General features: G+C 61.7%; 25 protein-coding genes, 1 pseudogene and 2 riboswitches. Of the genes and pseudogenes, 16 read left to right on the forward strand and 10 right to left on the reverse strand.

Annotation, left to right across the window (positions count from 1 at the left end; genetic code table 11):
* The first annotated feature begins 184 nt into the window (after window positions 1-184).
* The 7 genes from sufB to sufA all read left to right on the forward strand — a co-directional run bounded on the left by sufB (window position 185) and on the right by sufA (window position 6,168).
* Window positions 185-1,654 carry a Fe-S cluster assembly protein SufB gene (sufB, locus tag FHX03_RS30550; RefSeq protein ID WP_003568892.1) on the forward strand — a complete coding sequence of 490 codons (1,470 nt, stop codon included), beginning with the start codon at window positions 185-187 and terminating at the stop codon, window positions 1,652-1,654.
* 1 nt (window position 1,655) lies between these two features.
* Window positions 1,656-1,901: a hypothetical protein gene (locus FHX03_RS30555; protein WP_003586275.1), complete on the forward strand. Its 246-nt coding sequence runs from the start codon at window positions 1,656-1,658 to the stop codon at window positions 1,899-1,901.
* Window positions 1,902-1,981: 80 nt separating this feature from the next.
* Window positions 1,982-2,737, forward strand: a complete 756-nt coding sequence (gene sufC / locus FHX03_RS30560; RefSeq protein ID WP_037073856.1) for a Fe-S cluster assembly ATPase SufC — start codon at window positions 1,982-1,984, stop codon at window positions 2,735-2,737.
* A 24-nt stretch (window positions 2,738-2,761) separates the two neighbouring features.
* Window positions 2,762-4,036, forward strand: coding sequence for a Fe-S cluster assembly protein SufD (sufD, locus tag FHX03_RS30565; RefSeq protein ID WP_183856807.1), 1,275 nt, complete (start codon window positions 2,762-2,764; stop codon window positions 4,034-4,036).
* Between the two features lie 12 nt (window positions 4,037-4,048).
* Window positions 4,049-5,290, forward strand: a complete 1,242-nt coding sequence (locus FHX03_RS30570; RefSeq protein ID WP_183856809.1) for a cysteine desulfurase — start codon at window positions 4,049-4,051, stop codon at window positions 5,288-5,290.
* Between the two features lie 12 nt (window positions 5,291-5,302).
* Window positions 5,303-5,683 (forward strand): SUF system Fe-S cluster assembly protein, encoded by a 381-nt coding sequence (locus FHX03_RS30575; protein WP_097628633.1) that lies wholly within the window; start codon window positions 5,303-5,305, stop codon window positions 5,681-5,683.
* A 92-nt stretch (window positions 5,684-5,775) separates the two neighbouring features.
* On the forward strand, window positions 5,776-6,168 hold the full coding sequence (gene sufA, locus FHX03_RS30580) for a Fe-S cluster assembly scaffold SufA (protein ID WP_183856811.1): 393 nt from the start codon (window positions 5,776-5,778) through the stop codon (window positions 6,166-6,168).
* Between the two features lie 70 nt (window positions 6,169-6,238).
* Here the strand turns inward: sufA and FHX03_RS30585 are convergent, their stop codons facing one another.
* The 5 genes from FHX03_RS30585 to gcvT form a co-directional block, all read right to left on the reverse strand.
* The gene (locus FHX03_RS30585) at window positions 6,239-6,544 is read right to left on the reverse strand and encodes a flagellar basal body rod C-terminal domain-containing protein (RefSeq protein ID WP_097628634.1); all 306 of its coding nucleotides are present in this window, start codon (window positions 6,542-6,544) and stop codon (window positions 6,239-6,241) included.
* 138 nt (window positions 6,545-6,682) lie between these two features.
* Window positions 6,683-7,720, reverse strand: a complete 1,038-nt coding sequence (locus FHX03_RS30590; RefSeq protein ID WP_183856813.1) for a GH25 family lysozyme — start codon at window positions 7,718-7,720, stop codon at window positions 6,683-6,685.
* A gap of 213 nt (window positions 7,721-7,933) precedes the next feature.
* Window positions 7,934-10,798, reverse strand: coding sequence for an aminomethyl-transferring glycine dehydrogenase (gene gcvP, locus FHX03_RS30595; protein ID WP_183856815.1), 2,865 nt, complete (start codon window positions 10,796-10,798; stop codon window positions 7,934-7,936).
* Complete coding sequence (gene gcvH / locus FHX03_RS30600; RefSeq protein WP_097628636.1) at window positions 10,798-11,160, reverse strand: glycine cleavage system protein GcvH; 363 nt, start codon at window positions 11,158-11,160, stop codon at window positions 10,798-10,800. The genes gcvP and gcvH overlap by 1 nt, the downstream gene beginning before the upstream one ends.
* Before the next feature lie 23 nt (window positions 11,161-11,183).
* On the reverse strand, window positions 11,184-12,320 hold the full coding sequence (gcvT, locus tag FHX03_RS30605; RefSeq protein ID WP_097628637.1) for a glycine cleavage system aminomethyltransferase GcvT: 1,137 nt from the start codon (window positions 12,318-12,320) through the stop codon (window positions 11,184-11,186).
* 76 nt (window positions 12,321-12,396) lie between these two features.
* Window positions 12,397-12,478, reverse strand: a riboswitch (glycine riboswitch).
* 3 nt (window positions 12,479-12,481) lie between these two features.
* A riboswitch (glycine riboswitch) is annotated at window positions 12,482-12,572 on the reverse strand.
* 158 nt (window positions 12,573-12,730) lie between these two features.
* Between gcvT and FHX03_RS30610 the strand changes: the two genes are divergently transcribed.
* Window positions 12,731-13,111, forward strand: a complete 381-nt coding sequence (locus tag FHX03_RS30610) for a hypothetical protein (protein ID WP_183856817.1) — start codon at window positions 12,731-12,733, stop codon at window positions 13,109-13,111.
* 73 nt (window positions 13,112-13,184) lie between these two features.
* Complete coding sequence (locus FHX03_RS30615) at window positions 13,185-14,186, forward strand: DUF1775 domain-containing protein (protein ID WP_097628639.1); 1,002 nt, start codon at window positions 13,185-13,187, stop codon at window positions 14,184-14,186.
* A 71-nt stretch (window positions 14,187-14,257) separates the two neighbouring features.
* Here FHX03_RS30615 and FHX03_RS30620 read toward each other — a convergent pair whose 3' ends face one another.
* Entirely contained in the window at window positions 14,258-14,524 is a 267-nt protein-coding gene (locus FHX03_RS30620) for a hypothetical protein (RefSeq protein WP_183856818.1), read from the reverse strand.
* A gap of 121 nt (window positions 14,525-14,645) precedes the next feature.
* Here FHX03_RS30620 and crcB point away from each other — a divergent pair, with 121 nt between their 5' ends.
* The 7 genes from crcB to FHX03_RS30655 all read left to right on the forward strand — a co-directional run bounded on the left by crcB (window position 14,646) and on the right by FHX03_RS30655 (window position 20,187).
* On the forward strand, window positions 14,646-15,023 hold the full coding sequence (crcB, locus tag FHX03_RS30625) for a fluoride efflux transporter CrcB (RefSeq protein WP_183856820.1): 378 nt from the start codon (window positions 14,646-14,648) through the stop codon (window positions 15,021-15,023).
* A gap of 94 nt (window positions 15,024-15,117) precedes the next feature.
* A complete protein-coding gene (locus FHX03_RS30630; protein WP_003586294.1) occupies window positions 15,118-16,107 on the forward strand; it encodes an RluA family pseudouridine synthase in 990 nt (329 codons plus the stop codon).
* Window positions 16,104-16,757: an HAD-IA family hydrolase gene (locus tag FHX03_RS30635; RefSeq protein ID WP_183856822.1), complete on the forward strand. Its 654-nt coding sequence runs from the start codon at window positions 16,104-16,106 to the stop codon at window positions 16,755-16,757. Before FHX03_RS30630 ends, FHX03_RS30635 begins: the two co-directional genes overlap by 4 nt.
* Before the next feature lie 9 nt (window positions 16,758-16,766).
* Window positions 16,767-17,552, forward strand: coding sequence for an ATP12 family chaperone protein (locus FHX03_RS30640; RefSeq protein ID WP_183856824.1), 786 nt, complete (start codon window positions 16,767-16,769; stop codon window positions 17,550-17,552).
* 65 nt (window positions 17,553-17,617) lie between these two features.
* The gene (locus tag FHX03_RS30645) at window positions 17,618-18,076 is read left to right on the forward strand and encodes a hypothetical protein (RefSeq protein WP_097628644.1); all 459 of its coding nucleotides are present in this window, start codon (window positions 17,618-17,620) and stop codon (window positions 18,074-18,076) included.
* Window positions 18,077-18,121: 45 nt separating this feature from the next.
* A complete protein-coding gene (locus tag FHX03_RS30650; protein ID WP_097628645.1) occupies window positions 18,122-19,654 on the forward strand; it encodes an acyl-CoA carboxylase subunit beta in 1,533 nt (510 codons plus the stop codon).
* Window positions 19,655-19,794: 140 nt separating this feature from the next.
* Window positions 19,795-20,187 carry a DoxX family protein gene (locus tag FHX03_RS30655; RefSeq protein WP_097628646.1) on the forward strand — a complete coding sequence of 131 codons (393 nt, stop codon included), beginning with the start codon at window positions 19,795-19,797 and terminating at the stop codon, window positions 20,185-20,187.
* Window positions 20,188-20,236: 49 nt separating this feature from the next.
* Here FHX03_RS30655 and sugE read toward each other — a convergent pair whose 3' ends face one another.
* The 4 genes and pseudogenes from sugE to FHX03_RS30675 all read right to left on the reverse strand — a co-directional run.
* Window positions 20,237-20,551 (reverse strand): quaternary ammonium compound efflux SMR transporter SugE, encoded by a 315-nt coding sequence (gene sugE, locus FHX03_RS30660; RefSeq protein WP_097628647.1) that lies wholly within the window; start codon window positions 20,549-20,551, stop codon window positions 20,237-20,239.
* 163 nt (window positions 20,552-20,714) lie between these two features.
* The gene (locus tag FHX03_RS30665; protein WP_097628648.1) at window positions 20,715-21,179 is read right to left on the reverse strand and encodes a YaiI/YqxD family protein; all 465 of its coding nucleotides are present in this window, start codon (window positions 21,177-21,179) and stop codon (window positions 20,715-20,717) included.
* A gap of 10 nt (window positions 21,180-21,189) precedes the next feature.
* Window positions 21,190-21,660 carry a GNAT family N-acetyltransferase gene (locus FHX03_RS30670; protein ID WP_097628649.1) on the reverse strand — a complete coding sequence of 157 codons (471 nt, stop codon included), beginning with the start codon at window positions 21,658-21,660 and terminating at the stop codon, window positions 21,190-21,192.
* Window positions 21,660-21,800 (reverse strand): annotated as a pseudogene (locus FHX03_RS30675) (S-(hydroxymethyl)glutathione dehydrogenase); the annotation flags it as partial. The pseudogene FHX03_RS30675 and the gene FHX03_RS30670, both read right to left, overlap by 1 nt.

A 21,800-nucleotide genomic window follows, 5' to 3' on the forward strand; every position in this document is an offset into this window, starting at 1 on the left:
TAAACTTGCGGAAACGCAAATTTCTGCTTGCCAACCGGGCTGAAAAGTCCCTTTTGGCCTCTTACATCAGGGGCAGGAATTTGCCCGATATCAAGGGCAAGGAATTGCCCGACATCAGGGGCAAGAGAATTGCCCAAGCGCTACAAGCTGCCGGACCTTGGATCCGGCGAGATTGGAGAATGAAATGGCTGCCGTGCAGGAAACGATCGACCAGGTCCGCCTGATCGATGTCGACCAGTACAAATACGGTTTCGAGACCGTCATCGAAATGGACAAAGCGCCGAAAGGCCTGTCCGAGGACATCATCCGCTTCATTTCGGCCAAGAAGCAGGAGCCGGAATGGATGCTGGAATGGCGCCTCGAGGCCTATCGCCGCTGGCTGACGCTGGAAGAGCCGACCTGGGCGCGCGTCGACTATCCGAAGATCGATTTCAACGACATCTATTATTACGCCGCGCCGAAGAGCACGCCGGGTCCGAAGTCGCTCGACGAGGTCGATCCGGAACTGTTGAAGGTCTATGAGAAGCTCGGCATCCCGCTGCGTGAGCAGGAGATCCTGGCCGGGGTCGAGAAGCCGAAGATCGCCGTCGACGCCGTTTTCGACAGCGTCTCGGTCGTGACCACCTTCAAGGCGGAGCTGAAGAAGGCCGGCGTGATCTTCATGTCGATCTCGGAAGCGATCCGCGAATATCCCGATCTCGTCCGGAAATATCTCGGCTCTGTCGTGCCGACTTCGGACAATTATTACGCGACGTTGAATTCGGCGGTCTTCACCGACGGCTCCTTCGTCTTCGTGCCGAAGGGCGTTCGCTGCCCGATGGAACTTTCCACCTACTTCCGCATCAACGAGAAGGGCACCGGCCAGTTCGAGCGCACGCTGATCATCGCGGAAGAGGGCGCCTACGTCTCCTATCTCGAAGGCTGCACGGCGCCGCAACGCGACGAAAACCAGCTGCATGCCGCGGTGGTCGAGCTCGTTGCGCTCGACGATGCCGAGATCAAATATTCCACCGTCCAGAACTGGTATCCGGGCGATAAGGAAGGCAAGGGCGGCATCTACAACTTCGTCACCAAGCGCGGCGACTGCCGCGGCGACCGGTCGAAGATCTCCTGGACGCAGGTCGAAACCGGCTCGGCGATCACCTGGAAATATCCGTCCTGCATCCTGCGCGGCGACGACAGCCGCGGCGAGTTCTATTCGATCGCCGTCTCTAACGGCCATCAGCAGATCGACAGCGGCACCAAGATGATCCATCTCGGCAAGAACACGTCGAGCCGCATCGTCTCCAAGGGCATCGCCGCCGGCGTTTCCAACAATACTTATCGCGGCCAGGTCTCGGCCCACCGCAAGGCTTCGAATGCGCGCAACTTCACCCAGTGCGACTCGCTGTTGATCGGTGACAAGTGCGGCGCCCATACCGTGCCCTACATCGAGGCGAAGAACTCGACGGCGCAGTTCGAGCACGAAGCGACGACCTCGAAGATCTCCGAAGACCAGCTGTTCTACTGCCTGCAGCGCGGCATCCCCACCGAAGCGGCGATCGCGCTGATCGTCAACGGCTTCGTCAAGGAAGTGCTGCAGGAACTGCCGATGGAATTTGCCGTCGAGGCGCAGAAGCTGATCAGTATTTCGCTTGAGGGCTCAGTGGGCTGACATGAGCGAGGCGGACAAGAAGCGTATTCTTGAACGTCTGGAGAATATGCGCGGGGAGATATTGGCGAAAATTCGCCCCCGCGAGCAAAGAAACGAGACGGAAACGCCGCCGGAGCGGCCTTATGTGTTTCTCCGGCAGCGCATGGAAAAACCGGGAGAGATCATTCAGGGGATCCCGGAATTTCTCGAATGGGTTTGGCTCGTAACGGTCGCGGTTTTCCGCGTTTTCCGTTTTTTGGGGCGATAGCGCCGAGCACAACATGTCGATGTCCTTAGAAATTACGCGAGGCTCCGATGAGCTACGCAGAGAAAACGCAGGAACCAAAGATGCTTGAAATCAGAAACCTCCATGCTCGCATTGCCGAAGACGGCACCGAGATCATCCGTGGCCTGAACCTGACGGTAAAGGCCGGCGAAGTTGCCGCAATCATGGGGCCGAACGGCTCCGGCAAGTCGACGCTCTCCTATGTGCTGTCTGGCCGCAGCGATTATGAAGTCACCGAGGGCGACATTCTCTATAATGGCGAGAGCATTCTTGAGCTCGATCCGGCCGAACGCGCCGCCAAGGGCGTGTTCCTCGCCTTCCAGTATCCTGTGGAAATTCCGGGTGTCGCCACCATGCAGTTCCTGAAGGTGGCGATGAACGAGCAGCGCAAGGCGCGCGGCGAGGACGAACTGACGACGCCGGATTTCATGCGCCGGGTCAAGGATGCCGCCGGCAAACTGCAGATCAATACCGAGATGCTGAAGCGGCCGCTCAATGTCGGCTTCTCCGGCGGCGAGAAGAAGCGCGCCGAGATCCTGCAGATGGCGCTGCTGGAGCCGAAGCTCTGCGTGCTCGACGAAACCGATTCCGGCCTTGACATCGACGCGCTGAAGATCGTTGCCGACGGCGTCAATGCGTTGCGTTCGCCGGACCGCGCCGTCGTCGTCATCACCCACTACCAGCGCCTGCTCGACTATATCGTGCCGGATACCGTCCACGTGCTCTACAAGGGCCAGGTGATCAAGTCTGGCGACAAGACGCTGGCGCATGAGCTTGAGGCCAACGGCTATGCCGACATCATCGGCGCGGCGGCCTGATCTCGGGTGGAAAGGACGACGTCCATGAACATGCAGACGACGAGCCGCCTGACCGCGGCGGAAACTGCGCTGATCGAGGCCTTCAACCATCAGATCGGCGATCTGCCGGGCAATGGCGCGGTGACGGCGCTGCGCGACCGGCTTCTCGATGATCTGAAGAAGGCCGGCCTGCCGACGCGCCGCATCGAAGCCTGGCACTACACCGATCTGAAAAACCTGCTGCGCACCTTGCCGCCGCAGGTCGGTGACGCCGGCTCCGACGCGCTTGAGCCGCTTGTCGACGGCTCTACGGTGCTGGCGGTGATCCAGGGTCATGCCAACCAGAAGGCTGTCGCCGACGGTCTTGGCGTTTCGGCCTATAGCGAACATCTGCTCGACGGCTCCGCCGCGGACGGCCTCGATGCGCTCGGCAGTGACGACGCGGTCGGCCGCATCAACGGCAGCTTCGTGCGCGACGGTTATGTCATAGACGTGCCTGCCGATACCGAGCTTGACGCTCCGCTCGAAATCCAGTTCGTCCATGCCGGCGGGCAGACACATACGCGTCTTCCTGTTGCCTTCGCCTCTGGCGTCAAAGCGACGGTGATCGAGCGTCATCTTGCGGTGACCGGCGATCCGGCACTCGTGTCCCACGTCAGCGACATCACTGTCGGCGAAGGTGCGGAGCTGACCTGGATCATCCTGCAACAGCACGGAGCCGAGGATACGCATCTCGGCCAGATCCGCATCGATCTCGGCGCCGACGCCAAGCTTCGCCTGTTCGTCATCAATGCCGGCGGCAAGCTGGTGCGCCAGGAGCTGCATATCAAGGTGACGGGCGAGGGCGCTGATCTGACATTGCGCGGCATCAACCTGCTCGGCGCTGACAGCCATACCGACGTGACGATGGTGCTCGGCCACGACGTGCCGCACACCGGCTCGACCGAAGTGATTCGCAACGTCGTCTTCGACCGCGCCAAGGGTGTTTTCCAGGGCATGATCCGGGTGGCACCCGATGCGCAAAAGACCGATGCCAAGATGGCCTGCAATACGCTGCTGATGTCCGACGATGCCGAATTCTCGGTCAAACCCGAGCTCGAAATCTTCGCCGACGACGTGCAGTGCGGCCATGGGGCGACGGTGACCGATATCGACGCCAATCATCTCTATTACATGATGGCGCGCGGCATTCCGGAGAACAAGGCGCGGGCGATGCTCGTCAACGCTTTCGTCGCCGAGATCGTCGAGGAACTGGAAGACGAGACCCTGGTCGAAGCGCTGGAAGGCGTGATTTCGGCGTGGCTCGAAAAGCACGCCTGATCGGATATAGCAATGGACAAGATCGTGCCGGCCACGCCATACGATGTCGAAGCCATCCGCCGGGATTTTCCGATCCTGGCGGAGAAGGTGCACGGCAAGCCGCTGGTCTATCTCGACAACGGCGCTTCGGCGCAGAAGCCGCAGGTGGTGATCGACGCCATCTCGCATGCGTATTCGCATGAATATGCCAATGTGCATCGCGGACTGCACTATCTCTCCAATGCCGCGACCGATGCTTATGAGGCGGCGCGCGAGAAGGTGCGCCGTTTTCTCAATGCGCCTTCGGTCAACGACATCGTCTTCACCAAGAATTCGACAGAGGCGATCAATACCGTCGCCTATGGCTGGGGCATGCCTGAGATCGGCGAAGGTGACGAGATCGTCCTGACGATCATGGAGCACCACTCCAACATCGTGCCCTGGCACTTCATCCGCGAGCGGCAGGGTGCCAAACTGGTCTGGGTTCCGGTGGACGATGAGGGTGCCTTTCATATCGAGGACTTTGAGAAGAGCCTGACGGAGCGCACCAAGCTCGTCGCAATCACCCATATGTCGAATGCGCTCGGCACGATCGTTCCCGTCAAGGAGGTCTGCCGCATTTCGCATGAGCGCGGCATTCCGGTCTTGATCGACGGCAGCCAAGGTGCGGTGCACCTGCCTGTGGATGTGCAGGACATCGATTGCGACTGGTATGTGATGACCGGCCACAAGCTCTACGGCCCATCCGGCATCGGCGTGCTCTACGGCAAGAAGGAGCGGCTTTCGCAGATGCGCCCGTTCCAGGGCGGCGGCGAGATGATTTTCGAAGTCGCCGAGGACGCGGTCACCTATAATGATCCGCCGCATCGCTTCGAGGCCGGCACGCCGCCGATCGTCCAGGCGATCGGGCTCGGTTATGCGCTCGACTATATGGAGAAGGTCGGCCGCGAGGCGATTGCCCGGCATGAGGCCGATCTTGCGGCTTACGCCGTCGAGCGGCTGAAGTCGGTCAATTCGCTGCGGGTCTTCGGAACGGCACCCGACAAGGGCAGCATCTTTTCCTTCGAGCTTGCCGGCATCCATGCCCACGACGTCTCGATGGTGATCGACCGGCAGGGCGTTGCGGTGCGGGCCGGCACGCATTGCGCCATGCCGCTCTTGAAACGCTTCGGCGTCACCTCCACATGCCGTGCATCCTTCGGCATGTACAATACCCGCGCCGAGGTCGATGCGCTGGCCGATGCGCTTGAATATGCGCGCAAGTTCTTTGCTTGAGGAGTGTCCGTGATGAGCCTGGACGAAAGCGAACAGAAGATCGACGTGCGCGAAGGCATCGTGCATTCCAGCATTCCGACCGATGAGCTGGCGCGGCTCAGCGACGACGTCATCAGCGCGCTGAAAACCGTCTACGATCCGGAAATCCCGGCCGACATCTTCGAACTCGGTCTGATCTACAAGATCGATATCGAGGACGATAGGATGGTGAAGATCATGATGACCTTGACCGCACCTGGCTGCCCGGTTGCCGGCGAGATGCCCGGCTGGGTCGAAAATGCCGTCGGCGCCGTCGAAGGCGTGTCCGGCGTCGAGGTCGAGATGACCTTCGATCCGCCGTGGACGCCGGATCGCATGTCCGAAGAGGCGCAGGTCGCCGTCGGCTGGTACTGACATTCCGCGTATTGATCCGTTTACCTCGGACGACTACATTTGAATCATGAAGCACCGGATCTTGACCCCGGTTGTGGAAGGAGAATGGGCCGATGGGCTTTGCAGTGATGAGCATGACGGATGGGGCCGCGGCCCGCGTCAAGGCGATCGTCGAGAGTTCCGGCCCGGAGGCCAAGGGCGTTCGCGTCGGCATCAAGAAGGGCGGCTGCGCCGGGATGGAATATACCATCGACCTGGTGACCGAGCCGAATGCCAAGGACGATCTGATCGAGCGCGACGGCGCCAGGGTCTGGGTCGAACCATCGGCGGTGCTCTATCTGCTCGGCACCGAAATGGGCTTCGAGCAGACGACGCTGCGCTCCGGCTTCACCTTCACCAATCCGAACCAGACATCGGCTTGCGGCTGCGGCGAATCCGTCGAGCTGAAACCCGCCGATCTGGCAGCTCTTGCCGCACAGCGGCAGAGCGAGCCGGCGCATTCCTGACCCGGCGGGCTGTCTTTAAATTTTCCGGCCAGAGTTAAATTATCTGCGACGCAGCATCATACGGCAGCGCTCAGTCGCGCTTGATGCTCATCAGCATTTCCCACATGTCGGCACCGGTCTCGAAGACCACGGCGTTCGCCTTGTAACTCTGTTCGGCTTCGAGCAAGTCGGTCAGTTCGGTGGCTGGGTCGACATCCGACGCGGTCGGGCTGACGGTCGCCTGAACGCTGCCTGATACTACTGAAGTGATGCTGGTGTTCAGTCTGGCGTAACCTGATGTGCTGCTGTTTGCGACGTTGCTGGCGATCGCGCCGATCCGCGTCGTCTGCGCCCGCATGCCCGAAAGGGCGGTGCTCGTGATGCCCGATATGCTCATCAGCCGTTTCCCCAGAACTGGATGATCGTCTTTTATCCGCAAGGATTTAGGGAATGCTGAAGGCGTTGCCTTAGCAAAGACCTACAGGATGTGCGTCCTGCCGTTCCGCTTGTTCCGGATTGGCACGGAACCAGTTCGCTATCGCGACGCCACCCAGTCGTGCCAATCGCTTTCGTTGCCGTTGAAGACGTTGAGATCGATCTTGCCTTCGACGCCTTCGGAAAGGCCGGAGCCGGAATATTGCCAGAACAGCCACTTGCGGCCCGGATAGACCTTCGAGGGGTGGGCGGCAACCGAGCGCAGCCAGAAGGGATAGTCGAGCAACTGGCCCTTCAAATTGTCGCGGTAGAAATCCGGCGCGGTGTAGATGATCGGGCGCTGGCCGTAGTAGCGCTCCAGCTTGTCCATGAACACCTGCATCTTTTCCCGGACGCGGGCGGGGGAGATGCGCCGCTTGCAGCTCGACTCGCCGTTCCATTCGACATCGATGACGGGCGGAAGCGCGTTTGCTTCCCTCGGTACATTACGGATGAACCAATCGGCCTGTTCGCCGGCCGTCCGGCACCAGTAGAAGAAGTGATACGCGCCGTGTTTGAGGCCGGCTTCCTTGGCGCGGCGCCAGTTCTTCTTGAACATCGGATCAAGGTGATCGCCGCCGTCCGTCGCCTTGATGTAGACGAAGTTCGCGCCCTGCTTCCTCAATGTCTCCCAGTCGATTTCGCCCTGCCAGCGCGATACGTCGACGCCGTGCACGGCAAGCTTTCTCGGCGAGGTGGAACCAAAATTGATCGGCTTGGCGTCGCGGAATCGGTGGCCGTAGATCTGTCCGCGTGACGGCGATTTCCTGCCGGCATCGAGATCGGCATCCGGGTTGGCGGGCATCAGCATCGCCACCGGTCTTTCCGTCGGCATCGGCATGCCGACCGGCCTGTCGGCGGGCACGAGCGCCTCAGGTTCGGGAACCGGTCCGGTCCAGCTCAACGCTTCCTGCGGCGCGCTTGTTTGTGCCATGTCGCCGACGGCGGCGGCCGGTATCGGGCCGCTCGGCTTGGTGATTGCATTGGTTGTTTCCGCCGACGGGACAGGCGTGAGCACATCTTCGGCCCCGGAACTGGCGGCGCATCCGGACAGGACCAGGGCGGCAAGGAGGATTGCTGGCAAAGCCGATGGACGCATGAGAACCTGCACGCAAAACAAAAGGTAGACGGCAACATCCCCGCTGGAGAAAACCCGTCCATTTTCAATTGCTAACAGAGACTTGCTAAGAAAGGTTAAATTTGAACTCACTGCCTTGAAACGGGCATTGCCGAGTTCGGCCCTTGCCATGCAGCGAAAGTCGACGCGCAGGCCGCCCCTCCCTACCCGCGGGAGGGGCTTGCCGATTTGCCGTTATTCTGCTGCTTCCGCGTAGCTTTCGACCGGCGGGCAGGTGCAGATCAGGTTGCGGTCGCCGTAGACGTTGTCGACGCGGTTGACCGGGGACCAGTATTTGTCGACGCGGAAGGCGCCGGGCGGGAAGCAGGCCTGTTCCCGGCTATAGGGACGATCCCATTCGCCGACGAGGTCTTCCACCGTGTGCGGGGCGTTCTTCAGCGGGTTGTTCACCTTGTCCATGCGGCCATCCTCGATGGCGCGGGCTTCCTCGCGGATCGCCAGCATAGCCTCGCAGAAGCGGTCGAGTTCGGCCTTAGTCTCGCTTTCCGTCGGCTCTATCATCAGCGTGCCGGCGACCGGCCAGCTCATGGTCGGCGCATGGAAGCCACAGTCGATCAGCCGCTTGGCGACGTCGTCGACCGTGACGCCCGAGCTGTCGACCAGCGGACGAGTGTCGATGATGCATTCATGCGCGACGCGGCCGGTTTTCGACTTGTAGAGCACGTCGTAAGCGCCCTTCAGCCGGGTGGCGATGTAGTTGGCGTTGAGGATCGCCACCTTGGTTGCCTGGGTCAGGCCTTCGCCGCCCATCATCAGGCAGTAGCTCCAGGAGATGGGCAGGATCGAGGCCGAGCCGAAGGCCGCGGCCGAAACCGCGCCGGGACGGCCGTCGGTCTCGGGATGGCCGGGCAGGTGGGGCGCCAGATGCGCCTTGACGCCGATCGGGCCCATGCCGGGGCCGCCGCCGCCATGCGGGATGCAGAAGGTCTTGTGCAGGTTGAGGTGCGACACGTCGGAGCCGATGTCACCGGGGCGGGACAGGCCGACCATGGCGTTCATGTTGGCGCCGTCGAGATAGACCTGGCCGCCATGGGTATGCACCAGATCGCAGATTTCCTTGACGGTCTCCTCGAAGACGCCGTGGGTCGAGGGGTAGGTGATCATGCAGCAGGAGAGGTTTGCCGCATGCTCCTCAGCTTTGGCGCGGAAATCGTCGAGATCGATGTCGCCGTTCTCGCGCACCTTGACGACCACAACCTTCATGCCGACCATCTGGGCTGAGGCCGGGTTGGTGCCATGCGCCGAGGTCGGGATCAGGCAGACGTCACGATGGCCCTCGCCGTTGGCGATATGGAAGTTGCGGATCGTCAAAAGGCCGGCATATTCGCCTTGCGCGCCGGAATTCGGCTGCATGGAGAAAGCGTCGTAGCCGGTGACGGCGCAGAGCTTTTCGATCAGGTCGTCGATCATTTCGCGATAGCCGAGTGCCTGGTCTGCCGGCACGAAGGGATGGATATCGGAAAATTCAGGCCAGGTGATCGGCAGCATTTCCGCCGTCGCATTGAGCTTCATCGTGCAGGAGCCGAGCGGGATCATCGAGCGGTCGAGCGCCAGATCCCGGTCGGAGAGCCGGCGGATGTAGCGAGTCATTTCGCTTTCGGCACGGTTCATGTGGAAGATCGGATGGGTTAGGTAATCGCTTGTTCTGAGCAGGCCCTTCGGCAACCGGTAGGAAGGATCGAAATCGGCAACCTGGAAATTGCCGCCGAAGGCGCGCCAGACGGCTTCAAGAGTCGCCGGCCGCGTGCGCTCGTCAAGGCTCATGCCGATCTGGGTTTCGCCGACCTTGCGCAGATTGACCCCTTCGGCGACGGCTGCGCGCAGGATGAGGCCCTGCATGTGGCCGACATCGACGGTGATCGTGTCGAAGAAGCTTTCGGGTTCAACCTTATAGCCAAGCTTTTCCAGGCCCTTGGCCATCAGCACGGCCTTCTGGTGCACTTGCTGGGCAATCGCCTTGATGCCCTTGGGGCCATGGAAGACCGCATACATTGAGGCCATGACGGCGAGCAGCACCTGGGCGGTGCAGATGTTCGACGTCGCCTTCTCGCGGCGGATATGCTGTTCGCGGGTCTGCAGCGACAGGCGATAGGCGCGGTTGCCGCGGGCATCGACGGAAACGCCGACGAGACGGCCGGGCATGGAGCGCTTGACGGCGTCTTTGACCGCCATATAGGCCGCATGCGGGCCGCCGTAGCCGACCGGGACGCCGAAGCGCTGCGAGGATCCGACGGCGATATCGGCACCCATTTCGCCGGGTGATTTCAGCAGCGTCAGCGCCAAAATGTCGGCGACGACGATCGCTATGGCGCCGGCCTGATGCAGGCGGGCGATCAGGCCGGTGAAATCATTGATGTGACCATGGGTGCCGGGATACTGGAAGATCGCCCCGAAAACATCGACCGGATCGAGATCGGTGAAGGGATTGCCGACGATGACGCTCCAGCCGAGCGGTTCGGCGCGCGTGCGGATGAGGGCGATGGTCTGCGGATGGCAGTCGGCATCCACAAAGAAAGCCTTGGCCTTCGACTTGGAGACGCGCTCGGCCATCGCCATGCCTTCGGCAGCAGCGGTCGCCTCGTCGAGCAGCGAGGCGTTGGCGACGTCGAGGCCCGTGAGGTCACAGACCATCGTCTGGTAGTTGAGTAGCGCTTCCAAACGGCCCTGGCTGATCTCCGGCTGGTAAGGCGTATAGGCCGTGTACCAGGCGGGGTTTTCCAGGATATTGCGCTGGATGACCGGCGGCGTGATGGTGCCGTAGTAACCCTGGCCGATCAGCGAGACCAGCACCTTGTTCTTGTTGGCGGTCTCGCGCAGCTTGTCGAGCGCCTCGCGCTCGGTCATCGGCGCGCCCCAGACGAGCGGCGCCTTCTGCCGGATGGCGGGCGGCAGCGTCGCATCGATCAAGCCGTCGAGGCTGTTGTAACCGATCACCTTCAGCATGTCGGTCATCTCGGCCGGCGAGGGGCCGATGTGACGGCGATTGGCAAAATCGTAGGGCTGATAGTCGGTGAACTGGAATTCGGTCGGCGTCGTCATTACGCGGTGAGCTCCTTGTAGGCCGCCTCGTCGAGCAGGCCGTCGGCATCCGCGGGATTGGCAAGCTTCAACTTGAAGAACCAGCCGGCGCCCTGCGGATCGGAATTGACCAGCGACGGATCGGCAACGATGGCCGGATTGACCTCGGTGATCTCGCCGTCAAGCGGACAATAGACGTCTGAGGCCGCCTTGACGGATTCGACGGTCGCGGCATTGCCGTTCTTGGAGAAGGTCGCACCGACTTCCGGCAGTTCGACGAAAACCAGGTCGCCGAGCTGATCGACGGCATAATTGGTGATGCCAACCGTCGCAACGCCGCCTTCGATCTGCAGCCACTCGTGTTCTTCGGTAAATTTCAGCATTGTTCGTCCTCTCTGGAAAAGGTTTAGCGTTTGTAGGTCGGTGTGACGAAGGGCAGGGCGCTGACGGTGATCGGCAGATATTTGCCGCGCACCTCCGCGTAGACGAGCGTGCCGGCCGCAGCATGTGAGACCGGTACGTAGCCCATGGCGACGGGGCCCTCGACGCTAGGACCGAAGCCGCCCGAGGTGACTTCACCGATTTCGAGCTTGCCCTCGGCATCGGCATAGAGCTTGGCATGGCCGCGCACCGGCGCCTTTCCCTCAGGCTTCAGGCCGACGCGGCGGCGGGCGGCGCCATTTTCGAGCTCGTAGAGAATGCGGCCAGAGCCCGGGAATCCGCCGGCGCGGGCGCCGCCCGCGCGCCGCGCCTTCTGCATTGCCCATTCCAGCGCCGCCTCGACCGGCGAGGTGGTGGTGTCGATATCGTTGCCGTAGAGGCAGAGGCCGGCTTCCAGGCGCAGCGAATCGCGGGCGCCGAGGCCGATCGCCTGGACGTCGGGATGCTCGAGCAACCGCATGGTGACATCCTCGGCCTTATCTGCCGGGACAGAGATTTCGAAACCGTCCTCGCCGCTATAGCCGGAGCGCGAGACCAGACAGGAAACGTCGTGCAGCCGGCAGTGACGCACATCCATGAATTTCATCGACGCGACATCGGCCCAGAGTTCGGCGAGAACTTCGACCGCGCGCGGTCCCTGCAGCGCGATCAGCCCGCGGTTGAGAAGGGTGATGTCGCACGTGTCGCCGATATGGGCCTGCAGATGGGCGAGATCGGCCTCCTTGCACGAGGCGTTGACGACGACGAAAAGATGGTCGTCGACATGGGTGATCATTAGATCGTCGAGGATGCAGCCGCTGTCGTCGGTGAAGAAGCCATAGCGCTGGCGGCCTTCGGCAAGACCCAGGATATCGACCGGCACCAGGCTTTCGAGCGCCAGCGCGGCGTCCTCGTAGCTGCCGGATTTCGCCTTCACGATGACCTGGCCCATGTGGGAGACATCAAAGAGACCGGCTTCGGTGCGGGTATGAAGGTGCTCCTTCATTACGCCTGCCGGATATTGCACCGGCATGTCGTAACCCGCAAACGGCACCATGCGGGCGCCGAGCTGGAGATGCAGGGCATGCAGCGGGGTTTTCTTCAGGGCAGCAATATCGTCCAAAAGACGCCTCCGGGGTTTGCGCCTTTTTGCGAAGGCGCGGGCTCAAATCTGAAGGCGCGGTTGCGCACTTCTCTCCTGAGCCCCCTCTGTCCTTGACGCCTGAGATTGTTATCCCTTCGGCGAGCGTTTCGAGAACGCTTCTCTCCAGAGTTCCGTCTGCCCCTTGCTGGTCCTTTGGCCTGAGAGTTTCCGGGGCGGTTGCTCCTTCGGCACCGGTGGTTGACAAGCACCGGATTCTCCCAACAAGGTTGGTGCAATTATCCGGCGGCTGTGGCTCTTGGCAAGCGGCAAATGTCGTCGCCGGGCAAATTTTTGTCGTCTTATTCCAATCGGGCCTTAAACTGCGGCAAATCTGCTTTTGCATTCGGGGGCGAAACCGGCTATCGCGACTTGCTGTCGAAGGGGATCTCATGCGGCCGACCGGACTGAAAGCGACGCTCTTTCTGCGCATGCTTTGCGCATTGAGCCTAGCTTTGCTCGGCCTTGCGCATCAGGCGCCGCAGGCTGTCGCGTCCGAAAGTTATGATGCGAGCGCCTATGTGCTGCCCGACGGTACCTTCGCCTCGCTCTGCATCACGGAAAAGGATGCCGACGGCAAGAGCGTCGCTTTCAAGCCGACTTGCGAAGCCTGCCGGCTGTCGGCCTCCATCGTCCTGCCGACGCCGGATGCAGGCTCCTGGCTCGAACGCAAACTCGCCTCGCTGATCAACGCGCCGACCGAGGCCTCGACCTTTACCGGGGGAAGAGCCGTCAGCCGGCCGAATTCCCGCGCGCCTCCCGTCCTCGCCTGATCTGCCTTCGCAATCCAATATGCAGCATGCCGGTCCGCCCGAGAAAAGTTTACGGCCGGTGAGGAGATATCCGATGAAGATCAGCAAGACATTTGGCAAGACATTCGCGCTTGCCGCCCTTCTTTCCGCGACCGCCATCGCCGGCGCCGAGGCGCATGTGACCTTCCTCAACAAGGAGGCGACCCAGGAAAGTACTATTCTCGCCACGCTGCAGCTGCCGCATGGCTGCGACGGCAAGGCGACCACGGAAGTGCGGATCAAGCTGCCCGAAGGTTTCGTCTTTGCCAAGCCGCAGCCGAAGGCCGGCTGGGAACTCGAGGTGATCAAGGGCGACTACCAGAAAACCTACGACAATCACGGCGACAAGGTGAAGGCGGGCGCGGTCGAGATCCGCTGGAAGAATGGCAATCTTTCCGACGATTTCTACGACAACTTCGTCATCCAGGGGAAGGTATCGGGTGTAGAAGCCGGCACCTCGCTCGCCTTTCCGGTGACGCAGATGTGCGGCGACACGGTCGAGGCCTGGGATCAGGTGGCGAAGGAAGGCGGCGACGCCCACGGGATGAAAAGCCCGGCGCCGATGTTGAAGGTCGTTGCCGGCGAAGACCATGGTCACGGTCATGACGACATGGCAGGGATGGACATGTCCGGTATGAGCGGTATGGGTGCCGCGGCGCCGGCTGGCGAAGTGGTCAAGGCCGGCGACCTCGAAGTCTCCGGCGGTTTCGCCAAGGCAATGCTGCCCGGCCAGCCGGTCGGCGGCGGGTTCTTCACGGTGAAGAACAACGGCCAGACGGATGATCGGCTGCTTTCGGTGACATCGCCCGCAGCCGGCGAGGTTCAGATCCACGAGATGGTGACGAAGGACAATGTCATGCGGATGCGCCAGCTGAAGGACGGTATCGGCATTGCTGCCGGCCAGACGCTCAAGCTCGAGCCCGGCAACCTGCATCTGATGTTCCAGAAGGTTAAGACGCCGTTCAAGCAGGGCGAGACGGTGCCGGTGACGCTGACTTTCGAAAAGGCCGGCAAGGTCGATCTGGTGCTGCAGGTGCTGTCGGCGCAAGGCAAATAAGCGCGACCGATCGAAACGATAAAGCCCGCGGCTCTGCGCAGTCGCGGGCTTTCATCAGGGAGGCGGTTGCCTCAGACCTCTTCGTAGGATTGGAGGGCCTGCTTGAGACCTGCCTGCGGCTGGCGGTTGCCTTTGGCCATCAGGTCGAGCGCCACTTCGGTCGACTGGATGATGCTCGAGGGCTCCTCGGCCTGATCGGGGCTCTCGGCCTTCAATTGCCGGTCGGCAAGGCGCTTTGCGTAGCGCGCGGCGGTGCTCGTCGCCACACGCTGGGGAATCCTCAGCGATTCGAAGGCAACGGCAGCGGTGTTGGCCGATATGGACAGGAGCTGTGTCATGCCGTCACGGTATCGGCATGATCTTGGCGCCATCATAAGAAAATCATTGGCATTTTACCGGATGGTAAGAATTCATTCCGTCGCGATTGGAATCCCAGCGCAGTTGCGATAAATCCGGCTCATGATCCAAGCTCTTCTCGTCGCCGTCGGCGGCGCTATCGGTTCCCTTCTCAGATATTATGTCGGCCAGTGGACGCTGAGGCTCATGGGCCCGGCCTTCCCCTGGGGCACGCTTGCCGTCAATGTCGTCGGCTGCTTCGTCATCGGCGTCTTCGCCGAGCTGATCGCGCGCAGGTTCAATGCCTCGGTGGAACTGCGCCTGTTGCTGATCACCGGCTTCCTTGGCGGCTTCACCACCTTCTCGGCCTTCTCGCTGGACGCGATCTCGCTATTCGAGCGCGGTGAGGCGGTGGCTGGCGGTATCTATATCGTTGCGAGCGTCGGGCTTTCGATGGTGGCGGTCATGTCAGGCCTTGCCGTCATGCGCGCTTTGGCCTGATTTCTTTTCCGGTTTCCGTTTTGCGTGAAAATGCTCTAAAGCCTGCGGCAAGAACGCCGGCTTGGCCCGTGCTGCAATTTCCGAAAGATTTTTTATGGCTGGCATAGAACATATCAAGGTTGAAGCCGACGAAGCGGGCATGCGGCTCGATCGCTGGTTCAAAGTACATTTTCCCGGGCTCGGCTTCGGCCCGCTGCAGAAGCTCCTGCGCTCCGGCCAGGTGCGCGTCGACGGCGGCCGCGTCAAATCGGATGCGCGGGTGCAGCCCGGCCAGACGGTGCGGGTGCCGCCGCTGGATGTCGATGCGAAGAAGTCCGGGCCGATCGCCGGCAAGGATCTCAAGCATTCGTCCGATTTCGAACTCCTGTCGCGCATGGTGCTGCATGAGGACGATAAGGTGATTGTGCTCAACAAACCGCCCGGCATTGCCGTGCAGGGCGGCTCCGGCGTGGCCCGGCATATCGACCAGATGCTCGAAGCCTGGACCAGCCCGAAGGGCGAAAAGCCGCGGCTCGTTCACCGCCTCGACCGCGATACATCAGGTGTTCTCGTCATCGCCCGCACCCGCGGCGCCGCACAGAAGCTGACCGCCGCCTTCCGTGAGCGCGACACCAAGAAGACCTATTGGGCGCTGGTCAAGGGTGTGCCGCGCAAGCACGAAGACAAGATCTCCACCTGGCTCGTCAAGGAACCGACAGCCGACGGCGACCGCATGCGCATCGCCAAACACGGCGAAGACGGCGCCGATCATGCGATTTCCTTCTATCGCGTAATCGAGACGGCGGCCCAGAATCTCGCATGGCTTGAGATGGAGCCCTATACCGGCCGTACTCACCAGTTGCGCGTCCATGCCCTGCATATCGGCCATCCGATCATCGGCGATCCGAAATATTTCGACGACGATCCGAACTGGGATTTTCCGGGCGGCGTCCAGAAGAAGCTGCATCTGCACGCGCGCCATATCGACATCCCGCACCCATCCGGCGGCCGTCTGCGCGTCAGCGCGCCGCTGCCGCCGCATATGGTGCAGACCTGGAACCTGCTCGGCCTCGACCTTGCCGGCGCCGAAAGGGACAGCGAATGAAACTCGCGCTTTTCGATTGCGACGGGACGCTGGTCGACAGCGCCGGTCTGATCCACGAAACCATGCGCCGCACCTTCGAAAAGTTCGGCAAGCCGGAACCGCGATTTGAGGATACGAAAGGGATTATCGGCCTGTCGCTCGATATCGCGATCGCGCGCATGCAGGGCAGGCCGCATGTCGAGCAGCAGGATATCGAGATAACGGCGCACTACAAATCGCTGTTCTCGGTCGTGCGCCAGGATCTCGACTATAAGGAGCCGCTGTTTCCCGGCATTCGCGAGATGATCGACGCGATCAGTGGGCGCGAGGATCTGCTGATCGGTGCGGTGACCGGCAAATCCAGGCGCGGATTGAACCTCGTGATGGAGACGCACGGCTTCGACCGACATTTCACCGTTGCGCGCACCGCCGACGACTGCCCTTCCAAGCCGCATCCGGCCATGGTGACGGAATGCTGCGACGAAACCGGCATGAATGCCGCCGACACCATTGTCATCGGCGATGCGATTTACGATATGCAGATGGCAAAGGCTGCCGGCGCCAAGGCGATTGGCGTTGCCTGGGGTTATGCCAGCGTGGATGAGCTGATCGCCAACGGCGCCGATGCGATCGCTTATCATCCGAACGAGTTATTGCGCCATTTTTCCTGAGGTGAGCCCATGCGCGACCTGCTTAACGACCTTTCCGAAGGTCTGAGCCATCCCGACCCGATCCGCCGGGCGCAGATCCAGATGAAGAAGCCGCTACCGAAGCGTTTCTACGCCGACGTCGCCATTGCCGAGCATGAGGGTGGCTTTGCCATCATGCTCGACGGCAAGATGGTGCGCACGCCGGCACGGCAGGTTCTCGCCGTTCCCACGCAAGCGCTGGCGCGTCTTGTCGCCGCCGAATGGCAGGCGCAGGGTGAAGAGATCGATCCCGTGACGATGCCGGTGACGCGACTTGTCAACACCGCGCTCGATGGTGTCGACGCCAACAGGCAGGCGATCTTTGAAGATATCCTGCGCTTCTCCTCGAGCGACCTCATTTGCTACCGCGCCGATGGACCGGAACTGCTGGTCGAGCGTCAGACCGAGCGCTGGGATCCCGTCGTCGACTGGGCGGCAAACGATCTCGGCGCCCGCTTCATCCTCGTCGAAGGGGTGATGCCGCGTGAGCAGCCGCGCGAGGCGACGGCCGCCTTCGCCGTCACGCTCGCCAGATACGACAACCCGATGGCGCTTGCAGCCCTCCACACGATCACGACGCTGACCGGTTCGGCGATCCTGGCGCTGGCCTTGGCCGAGGGTCACTTGGCGATGGAGGAAGCCTGGTCGCTTGCCCATCTCGACGAGGACTGGACGATCGAGCACTGGGGCAGCGACGAAGAAGCCGAGGAGCGGCGGGCCAAGCGCTTTGCCGAGTTCAAGGCGGCGACCGACGTTTTTTTCGCCGTAAGCGCCTGAAACATATTGCCTTCCCAGGCATTATGACGAAATCTGCGACTCCAAAGAGGGGTGCGGGATTTGTCATGAATTGGCTGAGGTCGTGTTTTTGCCGGGCCGCACTCGTCTGTGTCGCACTTACGGCCTGCGTCAACCTCTCGGGCCCTAAGCCGGAGGCGCCGGTCTATGATGTGCGCAGCGCCGTCGTCGTCTCCGGCCCGAATATGCCGGCCGATCTGCTTTCCGGCATCAACGACCGCGTCAATGCCGCGATCAACGCCACGGTGCGCGACACCGTGCTGCCGCGGGTGGTGCTGACGATCCGCATCGTCGCCATCGAGAAGGGTCTCGGCTTCCAGAAGGACCGCAACATCGCCAAGGTCAGTATCGACGCAGCCTCCGTCGAGGACGGCTCGGTCATTGCCGTCAGCGCCTTCGACGTGACCAGCATCGCCGCCGATCCCAAGCTTGCCGACGAGATCCTGGCCGAGGACGTCGCGGCAAGGATACGCTCGGTTTTCTCACTCAGCGGGCGTGGGCACTAAAGCAGTCGCGGTCGACATGCTAGAAACAAAGGCGAGGGAGATCGCATGAAGGAAATTCTCGAAGAACTGGAACGGCGCCGCGGCGTCGCCCGCCTCGGCGGCGGCAAGGCGCGCATCGACGCCCAGCACAAACGCGGCAAGCTGACGGCGCGCGAGCGCATCGATCTCTTTCTCGACGAAGGCTCCTTCGAGGAGTTCGACATGTTCGTCGAACACCGTTCGACCGATTTCGGCATGGACAAGAGCCGGGTTGCCGGCGACGGCGTCGTCACCGGCTGGGGCACGGTCAACGGCCGCACCGTGTTCGTTTTCGCCAAGGATTTCACCGTCTTCGGTGGCTCGCTTTCGGAAGCGCATGCCGAGAAGATCATGAAGGTGCAGGACATGGCGCTGAAGAACCGCGCGCCGATCGTCGGCATCTACGATGCGGGCGGCGCCCGCATCCAGGAGGGGGTGGCGGCGCTTGGCGGTTATGCCGAAGTGTTCCAGCGCAATGTGCTCGCCTCCGGCGTCATCCCGCAGATCTCGGTGATCATGGGTCCCTGCGCCGGCGGCGACGTCTATTCGCCTGCGATGACCGATTTCATCTTCATGGTGCGCGATACCTCCTACATGTTCGTCACCGGGCCCGACGTGGTGAAAACGGTGACCAATGAGACGGTAACCGCTGAGGAGCTCGGCGGCGCGAAGGTGCATACCACCCGCTCGTCGATTGCCGACGGCGCCTATGACAATGATGTCGAGACGCTGCTGCAGGTGCGCCGGCTGATCGATTTCCTGCCGCTTTCGAACACCGCGCCGTTGCCCGAGATCGAATGTTACCAGTCGGTGACGGAGACCGACGCCTCGCTCGACACCCTGGTGCCGGCCAGCGCCAACAAGCCATACGATATCAAGGAGTTGATCCGGAAGGTGGCGGACGAGGGGGATTTCTTCGAGATCCAGGCGAGCTTCGCCGGCAATATCGTCTGCGGCTTCGGACGCGTTGAGGGCTCCTCCGTCGGTTTCGTCGCCAACCAGCCGATGGTGCTGGCCGGCGTGCTCGACAGCGATGCCTCGCGCAAGGCGGCCCGCTTCGTGCGCTTCTGCGACTGCTTCAACATTCCGATCGTCACCTTCGTCGACGTGCCGGGTTTCCTGCCGGGTACGGCGCAGGAATATGGTGGCCTCATCAAGCACGGCGCCAAGCTGCTTTTCGCCTATGCCGAGGCGACGGTGCCGAAGCTCACCGTCATCACCCGCAAGGCCTTCGGCGGCGCCTATGATGTCATGGCGTCGAAGCATCTGCGCGGTGATCTGAACTATGCCTGGCCGACGGCGCAGATCGCCGTGATGGGCGCCAAGGGCGCCGTCGAGATCATCTTCCGCAAGGATATCGCCGATCCCGAAAAGATCGCCGCCCATACGAAAATGTATGAGGACCGATTCCTCTCGCCCTTCGTTGCCGCCGAGCGTGGTTATGTCGACGAGGTGATCATGCCGCATTCCACCCGGCGGCGGTTGGCGCGCGGGTTGAAGATGCTGCGCAACAAGGACCTCGCCAATCCCTGGAAGAAGCACGACAACATTCCACTGTGAAATCTAGCGGGCGAATAAAACTAGTACGTCAAGTGTTTAGCTGCTGTCGAAAATGTGAACGGCCGTCAGCGATCCGTGTGTTCAATCCTTGCCGGCGACAGGCTAACGCTCGGCTGGTACTATTTTAAAGGAGAGGTTTTATGTCAAGTTTCGAGCGTCTTTCTGCCTATCGCCCCTATGGGCTGGCCGCTCTCAGAATTATCACCGCGCTGCTGTTCATCGAACACGGCACGATGAAGCTTTTTGGTTTTCCGGCTTCGCAGATGTCCGGCTCGCTGCCGCCGCTGATGCTTTTCGCGGCTCTCCTCGAGCTCGTCGGCGGTATCCTCATTCTCATCGGCCTGCTGACGCGCCCCGTCGCCTTCCTGCTCGCCGGGGAAATGGCGGTTGCCTATTTCATGGCGCATGCCCCAAACAGCTTCTTCCCGGCCGTCAACCAGGGCGACGCCGCGATCTTGTTCTGCTTCGTTTTCCTCTATCTATTCTTCTCCGGTCCTGGCGCATTTTCCGTCGATAACCGCAAGGCAGCCTGAGCCGACATAGACTGCGGGGCATTTGCGATGCCCCGCAGCATTTTCTTCGTCAGGCGGTGAGCTTGAGACCCGCGATGCCGCCGACGATCAGCATGATGCAGGCAAGGCGGGAGACACTTGCCTGATCGCCAAGCAGCCAGATGCCGAGGAGCACGGTGCCGACTGTGCCGATGCCGGTCCAGACCGCATAGGCGGTCCCGATCGGCAGGTGCTTCACCGCCAGGCCGAGCAGCACGATGCTGACCACCATGGATATGACGGTCAGCGCCGTCGGCAGCGGCCGTGTGAAGCCATCGGTATATTTAAGGCCGATCGCCCAGCCACATTCGAAAAGACCAGCGAGAAAAAGCAGAAACCAGGCCATACGACTCTCCTTGTTCAAGAGCGAGGCCGTCCCCGCGACGGTTGCATCGGTAAGATGCCGCAGTCGTCTGCGATGACGTCTATATGCGAGAGGAGACGGCGGACTTCAAGGTAGGAATCGACATGGCTGCCATACCACCCGTTTCTTGCTGGCCTGAGCGGGATTACTTGCCACCAGCCTCCGTCGAAAGGCTCTTGGCGCGGCGGCAGAGGCGGTCGAATGTTTCCAGGAAACGGGAACGATCTTTCGGGCTGAAGGCGGCGTTGTAGCCCTTGCTCTCGCCGGTTTCGCGCAAATGCGCGCCGAGATCGCGCATGGCGCTTGCCATGCCGATATTGGTCTCGTCGAAGACGCGGCCGGTGGGGCCGCTGACGAAGGCGCCGGTGGCGACACAGCGCACGGCGAGCGGCACGTCGGCGGTGACGACGACATCGCCCGGGCCGGCGCGCTCGGCAATCCAATTGTCGGCGGCGTCGAAGGCGTTGGAGACGATGACGTTATGGATCATCGGATCGCGGGAAGGGCGCAGGCCGGAATTGGCAACGAAGGTGACTTCGAGGCCGAGGCGTTCGGCCACCTTCAGGACTTCCGGCTTCACCGGGCAGGCATCGGCATCGACGTAGATCATGGCGATATCCTCATGCCGGCCGCGCCGCCTGTCTGACCATATCGATATGGGGAATGCCGTCTTCCAGATATTCCGCCGATGTCCCGACAAAGCCGAAGGCTTCGTAGAAGCGCCGCAAATGGGCCTGCGCCGACAGGGCGATGGGATTTGCCGGATAAAGCCGTTCGCAAGCAGAGATCGCTTCGCTCATCAATGCATCGCCCAGGCGCTTGCCGCGATGGGCCGGTGAGACGACGACGCGGCCGATCTTTGACGGATCATGCGGCTCGTGCGGTTTCAGGATTCTCGCAGAAGCCAGGAGTTCGCCGCTCTCCAGCAGCCGTAAATGCAGGGCATCGATATCCTTGCCGTCGAGTTCCGGATAGGCACAGTTCTGCTCGACGACGAAGACATCGACACGCATTTTCAAGAGGTCGTAGAGCTCCCGAGCGAGGAGGTCATCGACGCTCTTGAGGTCGGTCGTGTAGGCCATCGAAAGCATCAGTAGACCACTACGCCACGAATGCTTTCGCCCTTGTGCATCATGTCGAAGCCCTTGTTGATGTCGTCGAGCGGCATGGTGTGGGTGATCATCGGGTCGATCTGGATCTTGCCCTGCATGTACCAGTCGACGATCTTCGG

The sequence above is a fragment of the Rhizobium sp. BK456 genome (assembly GCF_014194045.1).
Classification (GTDB): domain Bacteria; phylum Pseudomonadota; class Alphaproteobacteria; order Rhizobiales; family Rhizobiaceae; genus Rhizobium; species Rhizobium redzepovicii.

What these genes read in the sequence shown, in the direction of transcription:
- FHX03_RS30670 (WP_097628649.1), bottom strand. Translation starts at nt 21,660, where the DNA reads ATGCTTTCGATGGCCTACACGACCGACCTCAAGAGCGTCGATGACCTC.
- FHX03_RS30645 (WP_097628644.1), top strand. Translation starts at nt 17,618, where the DNA reads ATGAATTGGCTGAGGTCGTGTTTTTGCCGGGCCGCACTCGTCTGTGTC.
- sufA (WP_183856811.1), top strand. Translation starts at nt 5,776, where the DNA reads ATGGGCTTTGCAGTGATGAGCATGACGGATGGGGCCGCGGCCCGCGTC.
- crcB (WP_183856820.1), top strand. Translation starts at nt 14,646, where the DNA reads ATGATCCAAGCTCTTCTCGTCGCCGTCGGCGGCGCTATCGGTTCCCTT.
- FHX03_RS30665 (WP_097628648.1), bottom strand. Translation starts at nt 21,179, where the DNA reads ATGATCTACGTCGATGCCGATGCCTGCCCGGTGAAGCCGGAAGTCCTG.
- sufD (WP_183856807.1), top strand. Translation starts at nt 2,762, where the DNA reads ATGAACATGCAGACGACGAGCCGCCTGACCGCGGCGGAAACTGCGCTG.
- FHX03_RS30585 (WP_097628634.1), bottom strand. Translation starts at nt 6,544, where the DNA reads ATGAGCATATCGGGCATCACGAGCACCGCCCTTTCGGGCATGCGGGCG.
- FHX03_RS30590 (WP_183856813.1), bottom strand. Translation starts at nt 7,720, where the DNA reads ATGCGTCCATCGGCTTTGCCAGCAATCCTCCTTGCCGCCCTGGTCCTG.
- FHX03_RS30635 (WP_183856822.1), top strand. Translation starts at nt 16,104, where the DNA reads ATGAAACTCGCGCTTTTCGATTGCGACGGGACGCTGGTCGACAGCGCC.
- gcvH (WP_097628636.1), bottom strand. Translation starts at nt 11,160, where the DNA reads ATGCTGAAATTTACCGAAGAACACGAGTGGCTGCAGATCGAAGGCGGC.
- FHX03_RS30630 (WP_003586294.1), top strand. Translation starts at nt 15,118, where the DNA reads ATGGCTGGCATAGAACATATCAAGGTTGAAGCCGACGAAGCGGGCATG.
- FHX03_RS30615 (WP_097628639.1), top strand. Translation starts at nt 13,185, where the DNA reads ATGAAGATCAGCAAGACATTTGGCAAGACATTCGCGCTTGCCGCCCTT.
- sufB (WP_003568892.1), top strand. Translation starts at nt 185, where the DNA reads ATGGCTGCCGTGCAGGAAACGATCGACCAGGTCCGCCTGATCGATGTC.
- FHX03_RS30620 (WP_183856818.1), bottom strand. Translation starts at nt 14,524, where the DNA reads ATGACACAGCTCCTGTCCATATCGGCCAACACCGCTGCCGTTGCCTTC.
- FHX03_RS30640 (WP_183856824.1), top strand. Translation starts at nt 16,767, where the DNA reads ATGCGCGACCTGCTTAACGACCTTTCCGAAGGTCTGAGCCATCCCGAC.
- FHX03_RS30610 (WP_183856817.1), top strand. Translation starts at nt 12,731, where the DNA reads ATGCGGCCGACCGGACTGAAAGCGACGCTCTTTCTGCGCATGCTTTGC.
- FHX03_RS30555 (WP_003586275.1), top strand. Translation starts at nt 1,656, where the DNA reads ATGAGCGAGGCGGACAAGAAGCGTATTCTTGAACGTCTGGAGAATATG.
- FHX03_RS30575 (WP_097628633.1), top strand. Translation starts at nt 5,303, where the DNA reads ATGAGCCTGGACGAAAGCGAACAGAAGATCGACGTGCGCGAAGGCATC.
- sugE (WP_097628647.1), bottom strand. Translation starts at nt 20,551, where the DNA reads ATGGCCTGGTTTCTGCTTTTTCTCGCTGGTCTTTTCGAATGTGGCTGG.
- FHX03_RS30650 (WP_097628645.1), top strand. Translation starts at nt 18,122, where the DNA reads ATGAAGGAAATTCTCGAAGAACTGGAACGGCGCCGCGGCGTCGCCCGC.
- sufC (WP_037073856.1), top strand. Translation starts at nt 1,982, where the DNA reads ATGCTTGAAATCAGAAACCTCCATGCTCGCATTGCCGAAGACGGCACC.
- gcvP (WP_183856815.1), bottom strand. Translation starts at nt 10,798, where the DNA reads ATGACGACGCCGACCGAATTCCAGTTCACCGACTATCAGCCCTACGAT.
- FHX03_RS30570 (WP_183856809.1), top strand. Translation starts at nt 4,049, where the DNA reads ATGGACAAGATCGTGCCGGCCACGCCATACGATGTCGAAGCCATCCGC.
- FHX03_RS30655 (WP_097628646.1), top strand. Translation starts at nt 19,795, where the DNA reads ATGTCAAGTTTCGAGCGTCTTTCTGCCTATCGCCCCTATGGGCTGGCC.